The following is an 18,159-nucleotide window of genomic DNA, read 5'->3' as shown; positions in this document are numbered from 1 at the left end:
CTCAGGCGAGTCCGACGACTCCGACCGCCACCAGGACGAATCCGAGAAGCTGCAGTGAAGCGCGCACAATCTGGAAGGCGTCCCACCGTCTGCGCATGGCGATGAATCCCTCGGGGGCGGTCTCCTCGGTGATCCGTCCAGTCCGGGTGTTGATCGGGACGTTCCCGATGATCGTCACGACCAGAGCGACGCTGAGGCTGATTGCTGCCGAAACCAACCATGCGTTGGGCTCATCGATGGCAATGATGATGGCCAGCGCTGTCGCTGCGGTCATCCCCACCGGCATCACCCGGCCGAACGTCTTCAGCAGGCCCCTCTCCATGATCAGCTGATCGTCCGTCCTCAGCTGACGGATCACCGGATGAACCAAAGCGGCCGACCCGAATTCCGCTGAGCCGACGAAGCCGGTGACGAGGACCGCAGCCAAAGTCAAGGCATCCATGACCTCTCCTCTTAATAGGTAGTTATACTATCCATAATAGATAGTAGAGGTATCTGCTAGGGTCGAGCAAGACCAGTCACCGAACATTGCTGACAGTGCCGGGAGGAGATGACGATGCAGGAATCAGCGGAGAAGTCGGGGATGAGGATGGCGGAGCTGTCCCGTCGTTCGGGCCTCAGCGTGCCGACCATCAAGTACTACCTCCGCGAAGGACTGCTGCAGCCGGGACGACGGACAAGCGTGAATCAAGCCGTCTACGATCGCACTCATCTCGAGCGGCTGCGCCTCATCGGGGCGCTGACGTCGGTGGCCGGACTGCCGTTGGCGAAGGTGCGAGCCGTCGTTGATGCTGTGGACGGGCAGGCCTCGGAAGTCGAAGCGATGGGCGTCGTCCAGGACGCGCTCATCGACGAGGCCGAGACGGACGATACAGCCGCCTCGGCGATACTCGACCGCGCGATCACCGCGCGAGGGTGGCACTGCGCGAAGTCGTCACCGGCCTATCGGGCGGCTGTGAAGGCGGTTGCCATGTTGACTGCGGAGAACCTGACTCCGATCCTCGACCGACTCGACGCCTATGTCGAAGCCGCTGAAGACGTCGGTCGCACCGACCTCGACGCGATCGGCGACGCAGACAGTCTGGAGGAGCGGATCCGCGGAGTCGTCCTCGGCAGCGTGCTGCGCCGACCGCTGCTCGAGGCGCTGGTCCTGCTCGCACAGCAGCACTTCGCGCAGGACCTCACTCGCTCGGAAGAAAGCTGACGGGGAACAGCTCCGTCCTGGCGATGACTCGATCGCGTTCGGCGGCCTGCGCCCGACGTCGCGGATCCGACAGGTAGGAATCGAGAGCTTCCGTGGATTCGAACCGATAGAACTGCACCTCGTTGGGACGCCCCTGAGCCCCGTCGCTCTTGGCACGATTGACGACGCGCCCTCCGTGCTCGGAGATGAGCGCGAGAACACCGTTCTCGTAGGCTGTCAGTGCCTCAGCCCGTCCTTCGCGCGCCCACAGCAGGCAGCACAGAAGCACCTCGCGGTCATCACCGGCGTTCGCTGAGCTTGCCTGTTCTTCCGGCTCCACCGAGCTCGGCCTCTCCTCACTCGGCAACTCCGTGCTCACGACTCCGTCGGCTTCGCGTCGTAGGTGAGCCAGTTCGTCTTCGCTGCGACATCGTCATAGAGCACCTGAGCCTGAGCGTTGTCATCGGCGGTGATCCACCGGACCACCGAACAGCCTTCGGCCGCGGCGATCATCTGCAGCCGGGAGATCAATGCACGACCCACACCTCGGCCGCGCGCCTCGGGATCGGTGAAGAGATCGTCGAGCCAGATGCCGACGCTGCCTGTCGAGGGACGCGAGAAACGACGATAGTCGGCGATTCCGACGATCGATCCGTCCGCCTCGGCGACGAGTCCCTGGCACTCATGGGCGGAGTCGGTCAGCCACGACCACACGCGAGAGACGATCTCCTCGGAGGGCTCCAGTCGGTAGAACTCGCGGTAGGCGCGGAAGAGCTCCTTCCACCGGGCCTCGTCGGCAGGAGCGGTGGGGCGGATCGTCGGGGCCGGGGACGTCGTCATCTGCAGTCCTCTCACTAGGTTCGGTGCACCAATGACCACACTACGTTCTCCGCGTCTCTTCGCGTACAGAAGTGACGACAGAAAAGTCCCCGGCGCGGAAGCCTGTCGACTTCCGCGCCGGGGACCGCGGTACGCGAGAGGGGACTTGAACCCCTACGTCCGAAGACACTGGAACCTAAATCCAGCGCGTCTACCAATTCCGCCACTCGCGCTGAAGCGGCCACCCTCGCGGCCACAACGTCCTCAAGATTAGCAGGGGCGGCCCGAGTTGTTGAAAACTCGGACCGCCCCGATGCTCACGTTGAGCACGGGCAGTTCAGCCCGCCCGACGCTCAAGTTGCAGCAGACTCAGGCAGCGTCGATGCCGAGCTCCTTGCGCACGCGGGCGACGTGCCCGGTGGCCTTGACGTTGTACTGGGCGAGTTCGACCTTGCCCTCGGCATCGACGACGACGGTCGAGCGGATGACGCCCTGGACGACCTTGCCGTAGTTCTTCTTCTCGCCGAAGGCACCCCACTCGGTCATCATCGTCTTGTCCTCATCGGAGAGGAGGTCGAAGTTGAGACCTTCCTTCTCGATGAACTGCTGCAGCTTCTCCGGCTTGTCCGGGGAGATGCCGACGACGGCGATTCCGGCGGCCTTGAGTGCCGACAGCGAGTCCCGGAAATCGCAGGCCTCGGTCGTGCAGCCCGGGGTCATAGCGGCGGGGTAGAAGTACACGACGACCCGCTGACCTCGGAAATCGCTGAGGCTGACGGACTTCCCGTCCTGGTTGACGAGGGTGAACTCCGGGGCGGTGTCGCCGACCGACAGACGTGACATGAATGCTCCTCTTGATTGGGGTGGTCTCCATGATGGACAACCATTGCTGACCACCACTCTATTCCGTTGCCGAGCCCGATGCCTCGACCGATGCACGCAGTCACCTCGACCGATCCTTTCGCCGAGGCAGCCCGCCGTCTCAGTCGACCCGTGCGATGGCCTGCCCGACCGCCACGACGTCGCCGACCGCCGCGACCTGGCGCAGCGTTCCCGCGACCGGGGCTTCGACCCGGGTCTCCATCTTCATCGCCGAGAGCACAGCGACCTCGTCACCGGCCGCCACCTGCGCGCCGTCTTCGACGAGGAAGTCCACAAGGCTGCCCGGCACAGGAGCGGTGACATCCCCGGCACTCGCCGAGGCGGCTCCACCGTGTCCGGCGCCACCGGCCTCGCCGCCTTGACCCGTGCCGCCCTGACCGGTCCCACCGACCGAGCCGAGCGCAGCGAGCAGTCCGGCGGGCAGTCCGATCGTGGTGAGCTTCCCATCGATCTCGATCGACATCCGCTGCATCGCGCCATCGGCGACCGGCGCCGGGCGGTCCTGAGTCTCGAAGCGCGGCAGCAGCTCGGCCTCGATCCACTGCGTGTGGATGCCGTCGACACCGTCGACGCCGAGACCGGTGAACGCCTCATCGGTGAGGATCGCCAGGGAGCACGGCACCACCGTGGCCGGACCCTCGACATGGAGTTCCTTTGCCGCTGTCACGGTGCGCGCGATCGCCTGCTCACGGTCGGGACCGTGGACGATGAGCTTCGCGAAGAGGGAATCGAAGGCCGGCTGTACGGTGTCACCGGCACGCACACCGGAATCCCAGCGCACGCCGAGGCCCCCGGGCACGTCGAGGACATCGATGTGTCCCGGAGTCGGCAGGAAGCCGCGGCCGGGATCCTCGGCGTTGATGCGCAGCTCGATCGCATGACCGACCGGCTGCGGGGTCGACTCAAGCGACAGTCCCTGTCCGAAGGCGATGCGGAACTGTTCGGCGACGAGATCGACCCCTGAGGTCACCTCGGTGACGGGATGTTCGACCTGCAGTCGGGTGTTGACCTCGAGGAACGTCATGGTGCCATCGGCAGCGAGCAGGAACTCGACGGTGCCGGCACCGCGGTAGTCCACCTCGGCGCAGATGGCTTCGGCCGAACGGTGCAGGCGCTCACGCTGCTCATCCGTCAGTCCCGGGGCGGGTGCTTCCTCGATGAGCTTCTGATTGCGCCGCTGAGCGGAGCAGTCGCGGTCACCGACGGCCACGACCCGACCCTGACCGTCGCCGACGATCTGGACCTCGACATGGCGGGGACGCTCGAGGAACTTCTCGACGAAGCACTCGGGCCGACCGAAAGCCTCGACGGCCTCACGGGTCGCCGATTCGAAGGCACCTGCTACCTCGGACAGCTCGTGGACGATCTTCATTCCGCGTCCGCCGCCACCGTGGGCGGCTTTGATGATGATCGGCAGTCCCGCCTCGGCGGCGAAGGACTCGACCTCAGCCGCGTTCTCGAGGGGACGGTCGATGCCCGGTGCCAGGGGAGCGCCGACCTTCTGCGCGAGCTGACGGGCCGTGACCTTGTCGCCGAGGGCCGTGATCGTGTCCGCGGTCGGACCGATCCAGATGAGGCCGGCGGCTTCGACGGCGGCGGCGAAATCGGCGTTCTCGGACAGGAATCCGTACCCGGGGTGGACGGCATCGGCACCGGCGGACTTCGCTGCGGAGAGGATCGCATCGATGTTGAGGTACGTGTCACCCGCTGTCGTCCCAGGCAGAGCGAACGCTTCGTCTGCGAACCGGGCATGCATGGCGTCGGCGTCCTGATCAGCGTAGACAGCCACCGAAGTGTGCCCGTGCTGGGCGCAGGCACGGATGATGCGGACAGCGATCTCGCCGCGGTTGGCGATGAGGATTCTCGACATTGTTCAGCCTTCGTTCTCGTTGGTGCGGGATTCTGCTGCGGTGCGGGACGCCTCGGCTGGGTGGGCGTTCGACGTCGGTCGGGCAGAGGTGGTGAAGCGCAGCTTCACGCCGGGAGGCAGCTGCGCGGCGAGGTCGACATCATCGACGCTGGCGATGATCGGATAGCCGCCGGTGAGCGGGTGGTCGGGTCCGAAGAGCACCGGCTGACCGTTCGGCGGAACCTGCAGGGCACCGGTGACCGCGCCTTCGCTGGGCAGCTCTCCGGTGCGGGCACGTTCGAGTGGAACCTCACCGTTCAGGCGCAGTCCGACCCGGTCGGATTCGTGGGTGACCGTCCACTCCTGTGACAGCAGAGTCTCGATCCCGGTCTCGGTGAACCAATCCTCACGCGGTCCCAGCGTCACGCTCAGCGTCACGGTCTCACCCGCCTGCGGAAGATCCCTTGGCCGCGTGGGATTGGGATCGACGAGGTGGGGCGCCGTCCGCGGATCGTGCACTCCCACCGTGGTGCCTTTGTCCACAGCGGCCGGACCGAGCCCGGCCAGGGTGTCGGCGGAGCTGCTGTCGAGAGCCGTCTCGACAGCGATTCCACCGCGCACGGCGAGGTAGCGGCGGACTCCGCGCTCGGTTGGTCCGAGCTCGAGTTCGTCCCCGTCGGCCAGGGCAAAGGCCTCGCCGAGGCGGGGCGTGAGGACCGTGCCATCGGCAGCGGTCACGGTGATCGCTCCGGTGGCCCCGGTGACAGCGGCGACGCCGTCACCCGTGGAGCGCAGGAGCACTGCGCCCCCGAAGCTCTCCAGCCCGGCCGCGGTTTCGGCATTGCCGACAAGACGGTTGGCGGTGGTCAACGCGGTGCGGTCGGCGGCACCGGCGGCGGAGACTCCCATCGAAGCGAAACCGGGGCGACCGAGATCCTGGACGAGCAGCTGCAGCCCGGGACGCAGCACCTCGAGGGAGTGGGTGGCAGCAGCCGCCGAATCGGACGCCGAATCCGCTGCTGAATCCACCGCAGAATCCGACGCCGAACTTGCCGCACCTGGCGAACCTGCCGCACCTGACGAACCTGCCGCACCTGACGAACCTGACCCCGCACTCGAGCCCGCGACCTCGACGGTCTCGCGCCCCGCCTCGGCGAATTTCACGATCGTGCCGGGTACGAACAGGGCCGGTGGTTCCCGGTCCAGGTCCCACAGCTTCGCATCGGTGCGTCCGATGAGCTGCCAGCCGCCGGGGGAGGAGCGGGGGTAGACGCCGGTGAACTCGCCGGCCAATGCCACCGATCCCACGGGCACTCGCGTGCGTGGGGACGAGCGGCGGGGAACGTTGAAGAGTTCGTCGTCGCCGGCGAGGTAGCCGAAGCCGGGGGCGAACCCGGCGAACGCGACCTGCCAGGTTGCGGCCTGGTGGCGTTTGATCACCTCGGCGGGGGAGACAGAGAGGAGGTCGGCCACCTCGGCGAGGTCGTCCCCGTCGTAGTGGACATCGATCGTCACCTCACGGGCCGCATCCGAGGCCGACTCGGTGTGCCCGAGCCCGCGCATTGCCTCGGCGAGGATCTCGGCGTTCGTGCGTGCGGGATCAAAACTGATCAGCACTGTTCGGGCGGCGGGGATGAGTTCGGCGACGCCGGGCAGATCGGCGGCTTCAAGACTGTGGTGCAGGGCCATCGTCGTGCCCAGGTCCGCGCATTCGACGAGGAGGTGGCGCGTGGAGGCGGTGTGGAAGGTCAGGGAGTCGGCCGGAGGTGTCGAGGTCATTGGCGGTAGGTGTCTTCCGGTTCGTCAGTGATGAACATCTTCCCAGGTGAGTGGGTGATCGCGAAGGGGATTCTCGACGCCTGGATGGCTGCCTGTGGAGTGACTCCGCAGGCCCAGAAGACGGGAATGTCGCCGTCTTCGATGGCCGGAGCATCACCGAAATCCGGGGCGCCGAGGTCATCGATGCCGATCTGGGAGGGTTCGCCGATGTGGATCGGTGCACCGTGGACGGCGGGGAAGCGGTCGGTGATGCGCACTGCCTCGGCGACTTGGGAGGCCGGGATCGGGCGCATGGACACGACCATGTCTCCGCTGATCCGGCCGGCGGGACGGCAGGCCGTCGACGTGCGGTACATCGGCACGTTGCGACCGGCCTCCTGGTGGCGGATCGGGATGCCCGCTTCGGTCAGGCCGTTTTCGAAGGTGAATGAGCAGCCGATGAGGAAGGACACGAGGTCCGGATGCTGCTCCCAGACTGAAGTGGCGTCGGTGACCTCGTCGGTCAGGGCGCCGTTCTCCCAGATCCGGTATCCGGGAATGTCCGTGCGGATATCGCTGCCCGGGGCGAGTGCGGATGCCAGCTGTCCGGGTTCGAGGACGTCGACGACCGGGCACGGCTTCGGGTTGCGCTGGGTGAAGAGGAGAACGTCGAAGGCCCAGTCCGCGGGGACGGAGATGAGGTTCGCGTGGACGAGTCCCGGTGCCATCCCCGAGGTGGGACCGTCGAATCCTGCCCGGATGCGTGCGCGGGCTTCCGCACCCGCAGCCCGCATCGTGTCCATGGAAGATGTGCTGGTGGTGGCAGTGTTCATCGTCCGGCTCCGGCGAAGGCGGCGATCGTGACGCCTTCGGATTCGAGGAGATCACGGGCGGCCCGGGCCATGTCGATGGATCCCTGGCTGTCGCCGTGGAAGCAGATGGACTGCGCGTCGACGTCGACGAGGGTGCCGTCGACGGCTTCGACCTGTCCGGTCTGGACGAGGCGCAGGACGCGGGCGGCCACGGCCTCTGGGTCGTGGAGGACAGCGTTCGGCTCCGACCGGGAGACCAGGGAGCCGTCGGGGTTATAGGACCGATCGGCGAAAGCCTCGGCGGCCACGGTCAGCCCGGCTTCGGCGGCGACGCGGTTGGCCACGCTGCCGGCGAGTCCGAGGAAGACCAACGAGTCGTCGATGGCTGTGATCGCGTCGACGACGACCTTCGCCTGCGCCTCATCGTGGACGATCGCGTTGTAGAGACCGCCGTGGGGTTTGACGTAGGAGACGGTTCCGCCGACGGCTGTGGTCAGGCCGATGAGCGCGCCGATCTGGTATTCGACTTGGGCCTGCAGGGTGGCGGCGGGCACGTCGAGGGCGCGGCGGCCGAAGCCCTCGTAGTCGTCGTATCCGGGGTGGGCCCCGATGACGACACCTTCCTTCGTGGCGGCGTCGACGGTGGCGCGGATGCCTTCCGGGTTGCCGGCATGGAACCCGCAGGAGACGTTGGCGCTGGTGACGAGGCCGAGCATGGCGGCATCGTCGCTGACGACACGGTCGGGGACGTTCTCCCCGAGGTCAGAGTTGAGGTCGATTCTCAGTTCGCTGTTGACAGACAATGTCACCCTCCGATTCCGATCATGGCGAAGATGGGGCCGATGGACTGTGTGGCCGTGTACCACGTGACCAGTGTTGCCGCGGTGCCGATGATGAGCAACCACTTCGGGTACGAATCAGCGCGCAACAGGCGCGGCCTGAACCAGCCGATGTACATGAAGATCGTCAGACCGATCGGCAGGATAAGCCCGTTGAAGCCGCCGACGAAGACGAGCAGTGTGGCAGGTGCCGTGCCGAGGACGAGGTAGACGACGAGCGAGACGACGATGAAGGACACCGTCGCCAGCTGCAGCGGCCAGCCGCCTTCGAGGCGTTTGGAGAACGCCGAGAGGAACGTCGCCGAGGTGTAGGCGGCGCCGATGACCGAGCTCAGAGCCGCGGCCCAGAAGATCGCGCCGAAGATGCGCATTCCCGCATCGCCGAGGACTGCGGCGAAGGCCTGACCGGCGGGGTTGGCCACGCTCGAGTCGAGGTCGAGAGCGACGCCGGAGGCGACGACGCCGAGGATGGCGAGGAAGAGGACGTAGCGCATGACACCGGTGACGAGGATCCCCGACAGAGCCGAGCGCATGACAGAACCGGCATTCTCCGGGCCGGTCTTGCCCGAGTCGAGATAGCGGTGGGCACCGGAGTAGGTGATGTAGCCGCCGACGGTGCCGCCGACGATCGTCGTCACGGTGGCGAAGTTGATGGTGTCGGGCACGAACGACTGTTTGATCGCCTCACCGACCGGCGGGTTCGAGACGATGGCGACGACACAGGTGAGGATGATCATTCCGACGCCGAGGACGAGGACGACGGCGTCGACGACCTTTCCGGCGCGTTTGAACAGGAAGATGCCGATCGCCAGGACGCCGGTGAGCAGTCCGCCGAGCTTCGGGTCGATGCCCAGCAGCGCATTGAGGCCGAGGCCGCCACCGGCGATATTGCCGATATTGAAGGCCAGTCCGCCGACGACGATCAGGACGGACAGGAGGATGCCCGAACCCGGCACGGCCGAGGAGGCCAGCTGGGCTGCGCGTTTGCCCGAGGAGGTCACCATCCGCCAGATATTGAGCTGGATGGCGATGTCGATGAGGATCGACGCGAAGATCGCGAAGGCGAAGGCCGCACCCATCTGAGCCGTGAATGTGGCTGTCTGGGTGATGAAGCCCGGACCGATCGCCGAGGTGGCCATGAGGAAGATGGCGCCGATGATCGCGCTGCGGCTGATCTTGGATCCGATTTCGCTCTTGGCATTGTCAAGGCCCGAGGCGGCCCCATCCGTAGAAGAGGATTCCGGCGGTTGGGATTCCGGTGCGTGTGACATGGGAGTCTCCGACTGTCTGGTGGTCAATTGTTCCTTCGTGTGCGCCGATGGGGTGAGAACAGCGATGTCTGTGTCCTGGCACACGTGAAGTGGTAAACAATCTAGCACTCATTGTTCAACAAACATAGACGGGGGTCACACTTTTCTTCGTCGCTTTGTCGACGGACGGATGGGAGTTCGGGGTGCTGTTTCAGTAGGATGGAGAGGTGAATCACGATTCGTCCCTGGTCAACAGGCTCACTGACCGCCTCATCGCTGGAGAGCTGCGCCCCGGTGAGCGGCTGTCCGAAACCGCGCTGGCGAAGGAATTCGATGTTTCGCGCAATACTCTGCGTGAGGCGTTCCGGGTCCTCGGGGAGCAGGGCCTGGTCACGCATATCCCGCACCGAGGCGTCTCAGTGGCGTCACCGAGCACCGCCGATGTCGTCGACATCTACCGGGTGCGCCATCATGTCGAGTGCTCGGTGCTCGAGCACGCTCCGCGCAATCACCCGAACGCCGTGAGGATGGAGGCGGCCGTCGAAGCCGCCGAGAAGTTCGCTGCCGAAGAGAACTGGCTGGAGGTCGGCACGGCGAACATGGAGTTCCACAATGCCGTAGTCTCGCTCTCGGACAGCAGGCGGCTGATGCAGTCGTTCTCCAATGTGCTCGCCGAGCTGCGGTTGGCATTCCTCAAGGTCGAGGTCCTCGACTTCCTCCATGCGCCGTTCATCGGCCGCAACAAGGAAGTCGTCGAGATCTACCGCACGGAGGGGCCGGTGGCTGCGGCGAAGATCCTCGGCGCCTACCTCGGTGATTCCGAGCGCCAGGTGCTCGGCGCCTACGCCCGCGCCGGCCAGGACTGAGCCGCGGGGCGGCAAGCCGTATGCCATGAGCGGCCCGGCCGGAATCCCGCAATAGCTCACTCCGAGGTGAGCAGCCCAGTTTCAAACTTGGGCTGCTCACCCCCAGTTGGGCTATTGGCAAATCCCGCAGGCGAATGCTCCTCGCCGGAAACAGAACCCCACCGGCAGATGGTGTGAATGCGAAAGAACCGCCTCCGACCGAAGTCGAAGGCGGTTCTCTCTATGCTGTGCACCCCCCGGGACTTGAACCCGGAACCCACTGATTAAGAGTCAGTTGCTCTGCCAATTGAGCTAGAGGTGCTTGCCGCACATGCTGTGCAACGAGAATTAATAATACTCAGGTGTCGACCGATCATGCAAACCGAGATCGGCCCATATTCAGTTTTGTGATGAAGGTCGCAAGCCCCTGGTCAGAGTCCCTTTGCCCGCGAATCCGGCGACCCGGAACCCACTGATCAATAGTCCCTCCACCGCACCGGATTCGTCCTCGATTCCCGGAGGCACTTCAGAGATACATTCCGGAACTCGACTGTTCGGCCGGTTCGGAGATCGCGTGGACGTCGCGTTCGCGCAACAGCACATACGCGCGTCCCTCGAGCTCCACCTCGGCGAGTTCCTCGGGATCGTAGAGGACGGTGTCGCCGAGGTTGGCCTGCCTCACGTGCGGGCCGGCCGCTACGACCTTGCCCCACACGAGGCGTCTGCCCATGCTGGCGGTGGCGGGAATGACGATGCCCGCCGAGGATTTGCGTTCCCCGGCTTCCGCGCTGGGTTCGAGCAGGATCCGGTCATGGAGCATCCGGATCGGTAGTGCGGCATCAGCCACGCTTGCGACCGGAGAGTCCGACGATGAGGGCGGCCACACCGAGGACGGCACCGGCACCGAGTGCGATGATTTCGGGCTTGGGGGAGCCGTCTTCCTCGACGACCTCGGACTTCGCCTTGTTGACGGCGCGCGTCGCCAGCACCTTTGGGTGGATGCGGCCGACGAGCTCGTCGATGTTCTCGGCGATGCGCTCCTCGCGCAGTCGGATCGACTCCGCGAGCTGCGCGGTTGTCGCCTGGTCGACGGTCACATCTGAGGTGTAGACGTTGTCAGTCATCGGGTCGAGTCCTCCCGGTCGAGAATGCTTTGCTGCGTCTGTGACCTTGTGCCACAGTGCTTCGCTGTCCAGCTTAGCGGCTGGGCACTGTGAGTGTCAGATATCGGCCGCGGTTCGACGGAATCTTACGATCTCGACGCTCGCGTCCGCGGGCATGGTCGGGTAGTGCCCGCGGAGATTGGCGATATACCGCTCCAATCCACTCGGGCGGGTGAGGTCGAGATCCTCAGGTCGCAGTTCGTCGAGTCGCTTCACCATCACCGAGGCGACTTCCACGGGGAGCGTGCCATGCGCGGTGTTCTCGAAGTGCGCCAGAGCCGGACCCGTGCGGTGGCCTTCGTTCCACCGCACCGTCAGCGTCTTCGTCCCGTCCGCGACGGCCTCGAAGTATCTAGCGTGGAACCTCAGCAGCCGTTTGGGATCAGAATCCGGATGTCGGTAGGAGTGGGGGAGCAGGGCGGGGATCGGGGCGATCGACGTCTGGCCAGTGGTGTTGTCGGGTACGACGACGAGCGCATCAGGATGGAGGTCGAGGATGACCTGACGGCAGCGTCCGCACGGGGCCAGCACACCGCGGTTCCGGTCGCCAACCGCTGCGATCGTGACCAGGGGTCCGGCGTTCGCTGTCGCGGCGGCACCGATCACGACGAGTTCCGCGCAGGGTCCGCCGGTGAAGTGAAAGACGTTGACGCCGGTATGGATGCGACCGGAGGCGTCCATCGCGGCAGCGGCAACGGTGTGGTTGTCATCGCTGCCGAGTCCGCTAACGAGCTGCTCGGCAGCGGCGATGACTCGCAGTTCGGAGTCGAAGAGGTCCACGCGGCCTCACTCCTGTTTTCCGCGGCGTCCCATGAGGTAGATGATGAACCCGACTGCGGCCATACCGGAGGCGGCGAGGACGAAGATGGGCCAGGAGCTGACGATCGTGGAGATGATGGATTCGCCGAACGAGGTCGCCGGATTCTGGTTGGCTCGCGGGGACGGCTGATCGCCACCCGTGATGAGGTCCGTATCGTCTTTGGGCGCAGGCTCGTCGGGGTTGCGAGGCACAGGGTCCGAGTAGTCAGGGGTTTCGGTATCCTCGTCATCCCCGGGCAGCCATTCATCACCGGCATTGCCGGGAATGGTCTCGCGTTCATCATCGGGGGAGCCGTTGCCGTTCGACGGGTCCGGGGTGGTGCCGTCGGCATCAGAGGCTCCGATCGACGAGCCGGAACCATCCTTGTCCGATTCCTTCTCGTCATCGTCGCCGGAGTCCGAATCGGAGCCCGACCTGTCGGAATCGCTGCCGCGTGAGCCGTCCGAGCCTGAGCCGGTGTCGGCGTCAGATTCTCGGCCGTCGGAGTCCTTGTCACCCGAGGTGTTCGCGCGGTCCTTCGATCCCGAATCCGACGAGGAGCCGCCGTCGGTCGAGGTGTCACTGTCCTTTGAGGTGTCGCTGTCCGCAGACGACCCGTCCTTGCTGGCCCCGCGGTCGTTCGCAGAGCCGTCGTCGGAGGTGGCGCCGTCTTCGCCGGCAGTCTTTTCGCCACCGTCGGCAGTGGCGCCGTCGGATGAGGTCGACCCATCCGCCGCCGGAGTGGGGTCGTTGTCCTCCGACCCATCATTGTTGCCGTTTTCCGAATCGTCTGAAGTGGAACCGTCCGGGTCGCTGGAGGCATCGGCCCCGTCCTCGTCGTCCGGGTAGGGCTGCCCATCGGCCACGGCGATCTGGCCATCGTCGTTGAGCGCGAACGTCCAGGCAGGGTCGGGCCCCTCAAGGGCATCAAAGTTCTCGAACTTCACTGGACCGGAACCGTCGGCGTCGACGATCACCCCGTCTTCGTTGAACTTAACAGTATCCGGGATAGAGGCCCGTGCGGTCGCTTCGGCAACGGACTGACCGCTGTCATCGGTGCCCGAACCGTTCTCGGCCGAACCAGTGTCGTGGTCAGCGGACGACTGTGCCGGAATGCGCTTCATTGCCTGTTTCGGGGCCTTGAACGGCTTTCCGACCCAGCTCTCCGGCAAGGTTTCAGGCTTGCCGGCCGGTTCGGCCACCGTCATCGTTTTGGATGTTGGGTGCCATTCGGCTTCCAGCGGCTCCGCCACTTTGCACGGTCCGTTGGTGCCCGGCACCGGGTCGCCCTCTTCAGGAGGTGCACAGGCTTCGTCATATTCGGGATCGGGATCCGGATCGGTGTCCCCCTCTTTTGCGGCTTCGACTTCGGTCACGCCGTTGTCGGCGCTGCTCGAATCGGCGTCGGCACCGTCGGTGCCGTCGGCTGTCGAACCAGCGTCATCGCCGGAATCGGAATCTGCTCCGGCGGAAGCACCTGCCTCCGCGTTCGAACTGGCTTCGGCTGTGGGGGTCGGACTCGGCTGCGCGAATGCAGGTGTGAACGTCGCCGAGATGGGTAGTGCTGCCAGGGCAAGCGCGGCGCCGATTGCGGCGGCTCTGCGGCTGAACCTGTGTGAGACTGGCACTACGTTCCTTCGCGGTGGGGATTCCGACTTCATTGGGTCAAGGGGACATGACGTTCAGACACATCGGGCACTATCTTAATGTCTCGGCCAGATGTGTTAAAGCCGTAGGCGTGTTTCGCCGTGGCGCGGAATCAGCGATCCTGCGTCTCTGACTTCTTCGGATATGCGCGAACGGTCGAGTCGTCACCGAGCACCAGGGCCTCGTTGCCCTTGTCGACGACCGCCAGCAGGTCGGTGTCGGTCTTGAACGCCTGTTTGCCGGCGAGCAGGCACGAGGTGCTCGTGTCCATCGTGCAGGGCACGATGGATCCGCGCGGTTCGGAGAGATGGATATCACGGCTGGAGACGTCCATCAGCAGCAGACCCGTCTCCAGGTCGAAGAGATACGGACCGATGTAGGCGCGTTCTCCGGCCTGCCCGCGCACCCAGGACTTCTCGCCGACGATGTCGGTCGTCGTCGTCACGGTCGAGAGGATCGACCCGTCGTCGAGGGAGTGCACGACGAGCTGGATCCTGTGACCCGAGTTCGTCGAAGCGCCCTGTTCGCCCCACAACGTGATCGCCTTGCCGTGGCCAGCGGAGATCCAGTCGATGATCTTCAGTTCGTCGCCGGGGCTTTCGAGCTTGATGCTGCGTTCGTCGCCGGACTTGATGTTCTTCGCTGTGACCGGACCGTTCCAGTCCGAACTGAAGATCTCATCATCGTCGATGGCCATCGGTGTCGAGCCGGCCTGCGGGGTGGGCACGTCTTCCAGGCCTTCGGCGCCGAAGGTCGAGAGCTTGTTGCCCGACTTGATGAGCACGCTCTTGCCTGCGGAGGTGATGCGGGCTTTCTCCGGCAACTGGTAGGTCTTCGGCTTCGATTCCCCGTCGAAGAGCGCCTCGGCGGTATTGCCCGACTGCCACAGCAGGGCCGGGCGGCCGTCGATGACGGTATCGACGGCAAAGGTCGGGGACTGATCGATCTTGGCTTTGTACCGGGTCTTGCCGGTGTCGGCGTCGAGGACTTCGAGGCGGTTGTCGTTGACGAGGAGCACGCCGCGATCGGAGGCTGTCACCGAGGCGCGCTTGGGCACCTCGGCTTCCCACGTGGGGGAGTTGTCGTAGCTGGGAACTATGTCCTGGGTATTGTCGACGGAGAGTTCGGAGGCGGGGTTGACCTGCTGCTCCGAACCGATCGTCTGCGGGGTATCGGGGGAGTCGATGGGGACGATATTGGGAACGACGAAGGCGCCGATCATAAGGATCGCCAGACCGATGAGCACGAGTCCTGGGATGGTGATCTTCTTCAGTCGCTGCGGACGGTTGCGTGTCGACCGTTTGCGCACTGGTGTCTTCTTCACTGTCGGCGTGGCCGGTGCGGCCGGTCCGGAGAACGGAGTGCCCATCGGGTAGCTGTCGCCGTTCGACCCTGATGAGTCGTCATAGGCTGCGAAGCCGTTCTGCCCGCTGGCGGACTGGCCGTGTGTGCTCTGGCCGTTCGTGTTCTCGCCGCCTGTGTTCTGGTCGGCGTCGTCCGGTTGTCCGGCCGTCTCAGCCGAACCATGCGCGGACGAAGCGGTCGATGATTCGTCCGCGACCTCCTCGGCGCCGGTGTTGTATTTGGGAACCGCCCCGACTCGGCCATTCACATCGATGCCGATCTCGGTCGTCTTCGTACCGTCGTCGATCGTCACGGTCAGGGGAGTCGCGGTCTCCTTGGCATAGTCGCCGAGGTAGGAGATGGCCTGTCCGGTGTCCGAATAGCGACTCGTCGCCCCGTTGAGGGTGGTGTAGGTGAACCCGTCATCAGAGACGGAGATCAACGCACGAGGCATGTACAGGGTTCCTTGACAGCTATCGAGGACAGGGCCGAGTCAATACTAATGAATGTCGAGGGTCGCTCCTACCAGTTTTCCGAAACCGTTATAGATCGCTACTGAATCGTTGCATGTAATGAGATCTGCGTCTCATCGGGCCGATGGGGCGGTTCTGGTTTGCCCGGGTCAGGCGGGTGCGGTTAAGATGTATCTTGCTGTCTGCGCCTGAAGGCGCAGCGCATGTGGTGGGTATAGCTCAGCTGGTAGAGCGCCGCGTTGTGGTCGCGGATGTCGCGGGTTCAAGTCCCGTTACTCACCCCGATCGGGAAGCCCCGTGATCTGTGCAGATGGATCGCGGGGCTTCTCTCATGTTCGCTGTGTGCCCACGTTTTGCCAACACCCGCCCGATTCCGATCGCCGACAATCGTCGTCGATCCGCCCTCTTTCGATCGTCGATAATGGGGTCATGACCATCGACTGCTCCCTGACGGTCGTCGGCAGCATCAACGCCGATATCACCGCCACCACTTCCCGACTTCCCGCCGCCGGCGAGACCGTGGGAGGATGCAGACTGTCCCGTTCTCCCGGCGGTAAGGGGGCGAACCAGGCCGCCGCTGCCGCACGCCTCGGTGCGCGGACCCGCATGATCGGTGCGGTCGGCCCAGACTCCGACGGCAGGGCAATGCTCGAGGCCCTCCGCGCCGCCGGGGTGGATACCGATGACATCGCCGAGGCGACCGCCGAGACCGGGACCGCGCTCATCATGGTCGACGCCCACGGTGAGAATCAGATCGCCGTCTGCGAAGGAGCGAATGCCGAGGTCAGCCTCGACGGTATCGAATTCCGGGCCGACGAGGCCGTGCTCACTCAACTCGAGATCTCCCTCGATCTCATCGTCGAGCTCGCGAACCATGTGCCCGGGTTCCTCGCCGTCAATGCGGCTCCCGCCCTTCAACTGCCCGCCGAGGTGGTCGACCGTGCCGACCTCATCATCGTCAACGAATACGAGTACTCCCAGCTGCCGCAGCTGCAGAACGCGAAGCTCGTGGCCGTCACCTACGGGGCGGAAGGGTCGGCACTGCTGCAGAGAGGTGAGCAGATCGCCTTCGCCGAGGCGGTCCCCGCAAATCCCGTGAGCACCGTCGGTGCCGGAGACGCCTACTGCGCGGCGCTGACCATCGGCCTGACCAGCGGACTCAAACCGGAGCGCGCGCTGCGGGCTGCCAACGCCGTCGGTGCGGCGGCCGTGGAGGTCGCCTCAGCACAATTGGAGTTCGATCGGTTCGAGATGTACCTGCCTACTCTCGACTGACCTGGCAGACTGAACGCAAGCGGGCCCATCCGCTGCTGCCGACCGCGTTTCGTCGCGGCCACCCGAGGTTCGCGCCATCGGTGGCCCGCGTCCACCCGAGGAGGATCATTGACGAACACCCCCGACCCGTCCCTGTTCACCGGGCTGAGTGCCTTTCCGCTGACCCCGCTGAAGGACGATTCCCTCGACGAGGATGCCTTCATCGGGCTCATCGAACGTCTCGTGCTTGCCGGAGTCGACTCGATCACGGCGCTCGGATCGACCGGTTCGTATGCTTACCTCGACACCGACGAACGCGCCCGGGTGGCGCAACTGAGCGTCGAATCCGCCCTCGACATCCCCGTCTTCATCGGAGTCGGTGCACTGCGGACGAGAGACGTTCTGGCCAATGTCGCCTCCGCCGAAGCTGCCGGAGCGCAGGGGCTGCTGCTGGCACCGGTGAGCTATCAGCCGCTGACCGATGACGAGGTGTTCGCACTCTTCCGCAGCGTCACCGAGTCCACCGATCTGCCCGTCGTCGTCTACGACAACCCCGGCACCACGCACTTCACGTTCACCACCGAACTCTATTCACGACTGGCCGGGCTCGACGGTGTGGCCTCGATCAAGATCCCCGGAACACCGGCCTCGCCCGCCGGATGGGACGAGCGCATCGGCGAGATCCGTGCGGCCATCGGCAACGAGGTGACGATCGGCATCTCCGGCGATGCCCATGGTGCCGCGGGCCTCATCGCCGGCTGTGATGCCTGGTACACGGCAGTCGGCGGCACCATCCCCGAGCCGATGCTCGAGATCACGCGGGCCGCGGAACTCGGCAATGCACAGCTCGCCCGCGAACTCTCGGCCGAGCTGCAGCCGCTGTGGGATCTGTTCACCGAATTCGGCGGAAGCCTGCGCGTGACCGCCGCCATCGCCGAACATCTCGGACTCGTGGGTGCAGACACCCTGCCTCTGCCGGTGCGTGACCTCGATGCGGCAGCGAAGCGCAAGGTCGCCGAGGTGGCCGAGAACCTCGATCTCGGCTGAGCTCTCCCTGGCGACCTCACCGACCGCTCGCCTCAGCGCCGAGCGCTCACTGTATACCCTATTTGCCAGGATGGTCGTGAGCGGTCGACGTTAACCGAAGCAGTCGCTGAGTGTGTTCACCATCCGTCCATCTGCGGTTCGGAGCCGGTCCATTCTGGGTGCCTATGAATAGGTGTTTGCGGGTTCAGTCGGCCC

The 18,159-nt window shown here is 65.2% G+C and carries 18 protein-coding genes and 3 tRNA genes; 5 read left to right on the top strand and 16 right to left on the bottom strand.

Annotation, left to right across the window (positions count from 1 at the left end; translation table 11 throughout):
- Position 1 precedes the first annotated feature (1 nt).
- The gene (locus AC239G_RS13155; protein WP_139468924.1) at positions 2–442 is read right to left on the bottom strand and encodes an anthrone oxygenase family protein; all 441 of its coding nucleotides are present in this window, start codon (positions 440–442) and stop codon (positions 2–4) included.
- 114 nt (positions 443–556) lie between these two features.
- Between AC239G_RS13155 and AC239G_RS13150 the strand changes: the two genes are divergently transcribed.
- Positions 557–1,204, top strand: coding sequence for a MerR family transcriptional regulator (locus tag AC239G_RS13150; protein WP_248283995.1), 648 nt, complete (start codon positions 557–559; stop codon positions 1,202–1,204).
- Here AC239G_RS13150 and AC239G_RS13145 read toward each other — a convergent pair.
- The 9 genes from AC239G_RS13145 to AC239G_RS13105 all read right to left on the bottom strand — a co-directional run bounded on the left by AC239G_RS13145 (position 1,182) and on the right by AC239G_RS13105 (position 9,413).
- Positions 1,182–1,562, bottom strand: coding sequence for a hypothetical protein (locus AC239G_RS13145; RefSeq protein WP_248283994.1), 381 nt, complete (start codon positions 1,560–1,562; stop codon positions 1,182–1,184). The two genes, AC239G_RS13150 and AC239G_RS13145, sit on opposite strands and share 23 nt — an antisense overlap.
- A complete protein-coding gene (locus AC239G_RS13140; RefSeq protein ID WP_139468923.1) occupies positions 1,559–2,023 on the bottom strand; it encodes a GNAT family N-acetyltransferase in 465 nt (154 codons plus the stop codon). The genes AC239G_RS13145 and AC239G_RS13140 overlap by 4 nt, the downstream gene beginning before the upstream one ends.
- 130 nt (positions 2,024–2,153) lie before the next feature.
- A tRNA-Leu gene (locus AC239G_RS13135) sits at positions 2,154–2,235 on the bottom strand.
- 136 nt (positions 2,236–2,371) lie between these two features.
- A complete protein-coding gene (gene bcp, locus AC239G_RS13130) occupies positions 2,372–2,845 on the bottom strand; it encodes a thioredoxin-dependent thiol peroxidase (protein WP_101553572.1) in 474 nt (157 codons plus the stop codon).
- Positions 2,846–2,984: 139 nt separating this feature from the next.
- A complete protein-coding gene (locus tag AC239G_RS13125) occupies positions 2,985–4,754 on the bottom strand; it encodes an ATP-binding protein (protein WP_487489032.1) in 1,770 nt (589 codons plus the stop codon).
- Positions 4,755–4,757: 3 nt separating this feature from the next.
- On the bottom strand, positions 4,758–6,512 hold the full coding sequence (locus tag AC239G_RS13120) for a 5-oxoprolinase subunit B/C family protein (protein WP_487489031.1): 1,755 nt from the start codon (positions 6,510–6,512) through the stop codon (positions 4,758–4,760).
- Positions 6,509–7,324: a putative hydro-lyase gene (locus AC239G_RS13115; RefSeq protein ID WP_487489030.1), complete on the bottom strand. Its 816-nt coding sequence runs from the start codon at positions 7,322–7,324 to the stop codon at positions 6,509–6,511. The genes AC239G_RS13120 and AC239G_RS13115 overlap by 4 nt, the downstream gene beginning before the upstream one ends.
- Positions 7,321–8,112, bottom strand: coding sequence for a LamB/YcsF family protein (locus AC239G_RS13110; protein ID WP_482400522.1), 792 nt, complete (start codon positions 8,110–8,112; stop codon positions 7,321–7,323). The genes AC239G_RS13115 and AC239G_RS13110 overlap by 4 nt, the downstream gene beginning before the upstream one ends.
- Positions 8,109–9,413, bottom strand: a complete 1,305-nt coding sequence (locus AC239G_RS13105; RefSeq protein WP_259357777.1) for an NRAMP family divalent metal transporter — start codon at positions 9,411–9,413, stop codon at positions 8,109–8,111. Before AC239G_RS13105 ends, AC239G_RS13110 begins: the two co-directional genes overlap by 4 nt.
- A 206-nt stretch (positions 9,414–9,619) precedes the next feature.
- On the opposite strand from AC239G_RS13105, the gene AC239G_RS13100 reads away from it, so the two are divergent.
- Entirely contained in the window at positions 9,620–10,258 is a 639-nt protein-coding gene (locus tag AC239G_RS13100; protein WP_139908521.1) for a GntR family transcriptional regulator, read from the top strand.
- Positions 10,259–10,486: 228 nt separating this feature from the next.
- Here AC239G_RS13100 and AC239G_RS13095 read toward each other — a convergent pair.
- The 6 genes from AC239G_RS13095 to AC239G_RS13070 form a co-directional block, all read right to left on the bottom strand.
- Positions 10,487–10,559 (bottom strand) — tRNA-Lys (locus AC239G_RS13095).
- 204 nt (positions 10,560–10,763) lie between these two features.
- The gene (locus AC239G_RS13090; protein ID WP_039209700.1) at positions 10,764–11,084 is read right to left on the bottom strand and encodes a GroES family chaperonin; all 321 of its coding nucleotides are present in this window, start codon (positions 11,082–11,084) and stop codon (positions 10,764–10,766) included.
- On the bottom strand, positions 11,077–11,361 hold the full coding sequence (locus AC239G_RS13085; RefSeq protein ID WP_062862037.1) for a DUF3618 domain-containing protein: 285 nt from the start codon (positions 11,359–11,361) through the stop codon (positions 11,077–11,079). Before AC239G_RS13085 ends, AC239G_RS13090 begins: the two co-directional genes overlap by 8 nt.
- A 96-nt stretch (positions 11,362–11,457) precedes the next feature.
- Positions 11,458–12,180, bottom strand: coding sequence for an ASCH domain-containing protein (locus AC239G_RS13080; RefSeq protein WP_376906753.1), 723 nt, complete (start codon positions 12,178–12,180; stop codon positions 11,458–11,460).
- 6 nt (positions 12,181–12,186) lie between these two features.
- Positions 12,187–13,827, bottom strand: a complete 1,641-nt coding sequence (locus tag AC239G_RS13075; protein ID WP_487489029.1) for a hypothetical protein — start codon at positions 13,825–13,827, stop codon at positions 12,187–12,189.
- Positions 13,828–13,958: 131 nt separating this feature from the next.
- Positions 13,959–15,644 (bottom strand): hypothetical protein, encoded by a 1,686-nt coding sequence (locus tag AC239G_RS13070; RefSeq protein WP_487489028.1) that lies wholly within the window; start codon positions 15,642–15,644, stop codon positions 13,959–13,961.
- 227 nt (positions 15,645–15,871) lie between these two features.
- Between AC239G_RS13070 and AC239G_RS13065 the strand changes: the two genes are divergently transcribed.
- From AC239G_RS13065 to AC239G_RS13055, 3 genes are all read left to right on the top strand, one after another.
- A tRNA-His gene (locus tag AC239G_RS13065) sits at positions 15,872–15,944 on the top strand.
- Between the two features lie 148 nt (positions 15,945–16,092).
- Positions 16,093–16,938, top strand: a complete 846-nt coding sequence (locus AC239G_RS13060) for a ribokinase (protein WP_487489027.1) — start codon at positions 16,093–16,095, stop codon at positions 16,936–16,938.
- A gap of 108 nt (positions 16,939–17,046) precedes the next feature.
- Positions 17,047–17,964, top strand: a complete 918-nt coding sequence (locus AC239G_RS13055; RefSeq protein ID WP_487489026.1) for a dihydrodipicolinate synthase family protein — start codon at positions 17,047–17,049, stop codon at positions 17,962–17,964.
- Positions 17,965–18,159: the final 195 nt, after the last annotated feature.

The sequence above is a fragment of the Brevibacterium sp. Lmc1 genome (assembly GCF_057654315.1).
The sequence above is the reverse complement of the archived record's forward strand: the minus strand, read 5'-3'. Positions and strand labels throughout refer to the sequence as shown.

Bases quoted from the DNA above. Each gene is read 5' to 3' on its own strand.
- AC239G_RS13060 (WP_487489027.1), top strand. From the start codon at position 16,093: ATGACCATCGACTGCTCCCTGACGGTCGTCGGCAGCATCAACGCCGAT.
- AC239G_RS13140 (WP_139468923.1), bottom strand. From the start codon at position 2,023: ATGACGACGTCCCCGGCCCCGACGATCCGCCCCACCGCTCCTGCCGAC.
- AC239G_RS13070 (WP_487489028.1), bottom strand. From the start codon at position 15,644: ATGCCTCGTGCGTTGATCTCCGTCTCTGATGACGGGTTCACCTACACC.
- AC239G_RS13105 (WP_259357777.1), bottom strand. From the start codon at position 9,413: ATGTCACACGCACCGGAATCCCAACCGCCGGAATCCTCTTCTACGGAT.
- AC239G_RS13120 (WP_487489031.1), bottom strand. From the start codon at position 6,512: ATGACCTCGACACCTCCGGCCGACTCCCTGACCTTCCACACCGCCTCC.
- AC239G_RS13125 (WP_487489032.1), bottom strand. From the start codon at position 4,754: ATGTCGAGAATCCTCATCGCCAACCGCGGCGAGATCGCTGTCCGCATC.
- AC239G_RS13155 (WP_139468924.1), bottom strand. From the start codon at position 442: ATGGATGCCTTGACTTTGGCTGCGGTCCTCGTCACCGGCTTCGTCGGC.
- AC239G_RS13115 (WP_487489030.1), bottom strand. From the start codon at position 7,324: ATGAACACTGCCACCACCAGCACATCTTCCATGGACACGATGCGGGCT.
- AC239G_RS13085 (WP_062862037.1), bottom strand. From the start codon at position 11,361: ATGACTGACAACGTCTACACCTCAGATGTGACCGTCGACCAGGCGACA.
- bcp (WP_101553572.1), bottom strand. From the start codon at position 2,845: ATGTCACGTCTGTCGGTCGGCGACACCGCCCCGGAGTTCACCCTCGTC.
- AC239G_RS13150 (WP_248283995.1), top strand. From the start codon at position 557: ATGCAGGAATCAGCGGAGAAGTCGGGGATGAGGATGGCGGAGCTGTCC.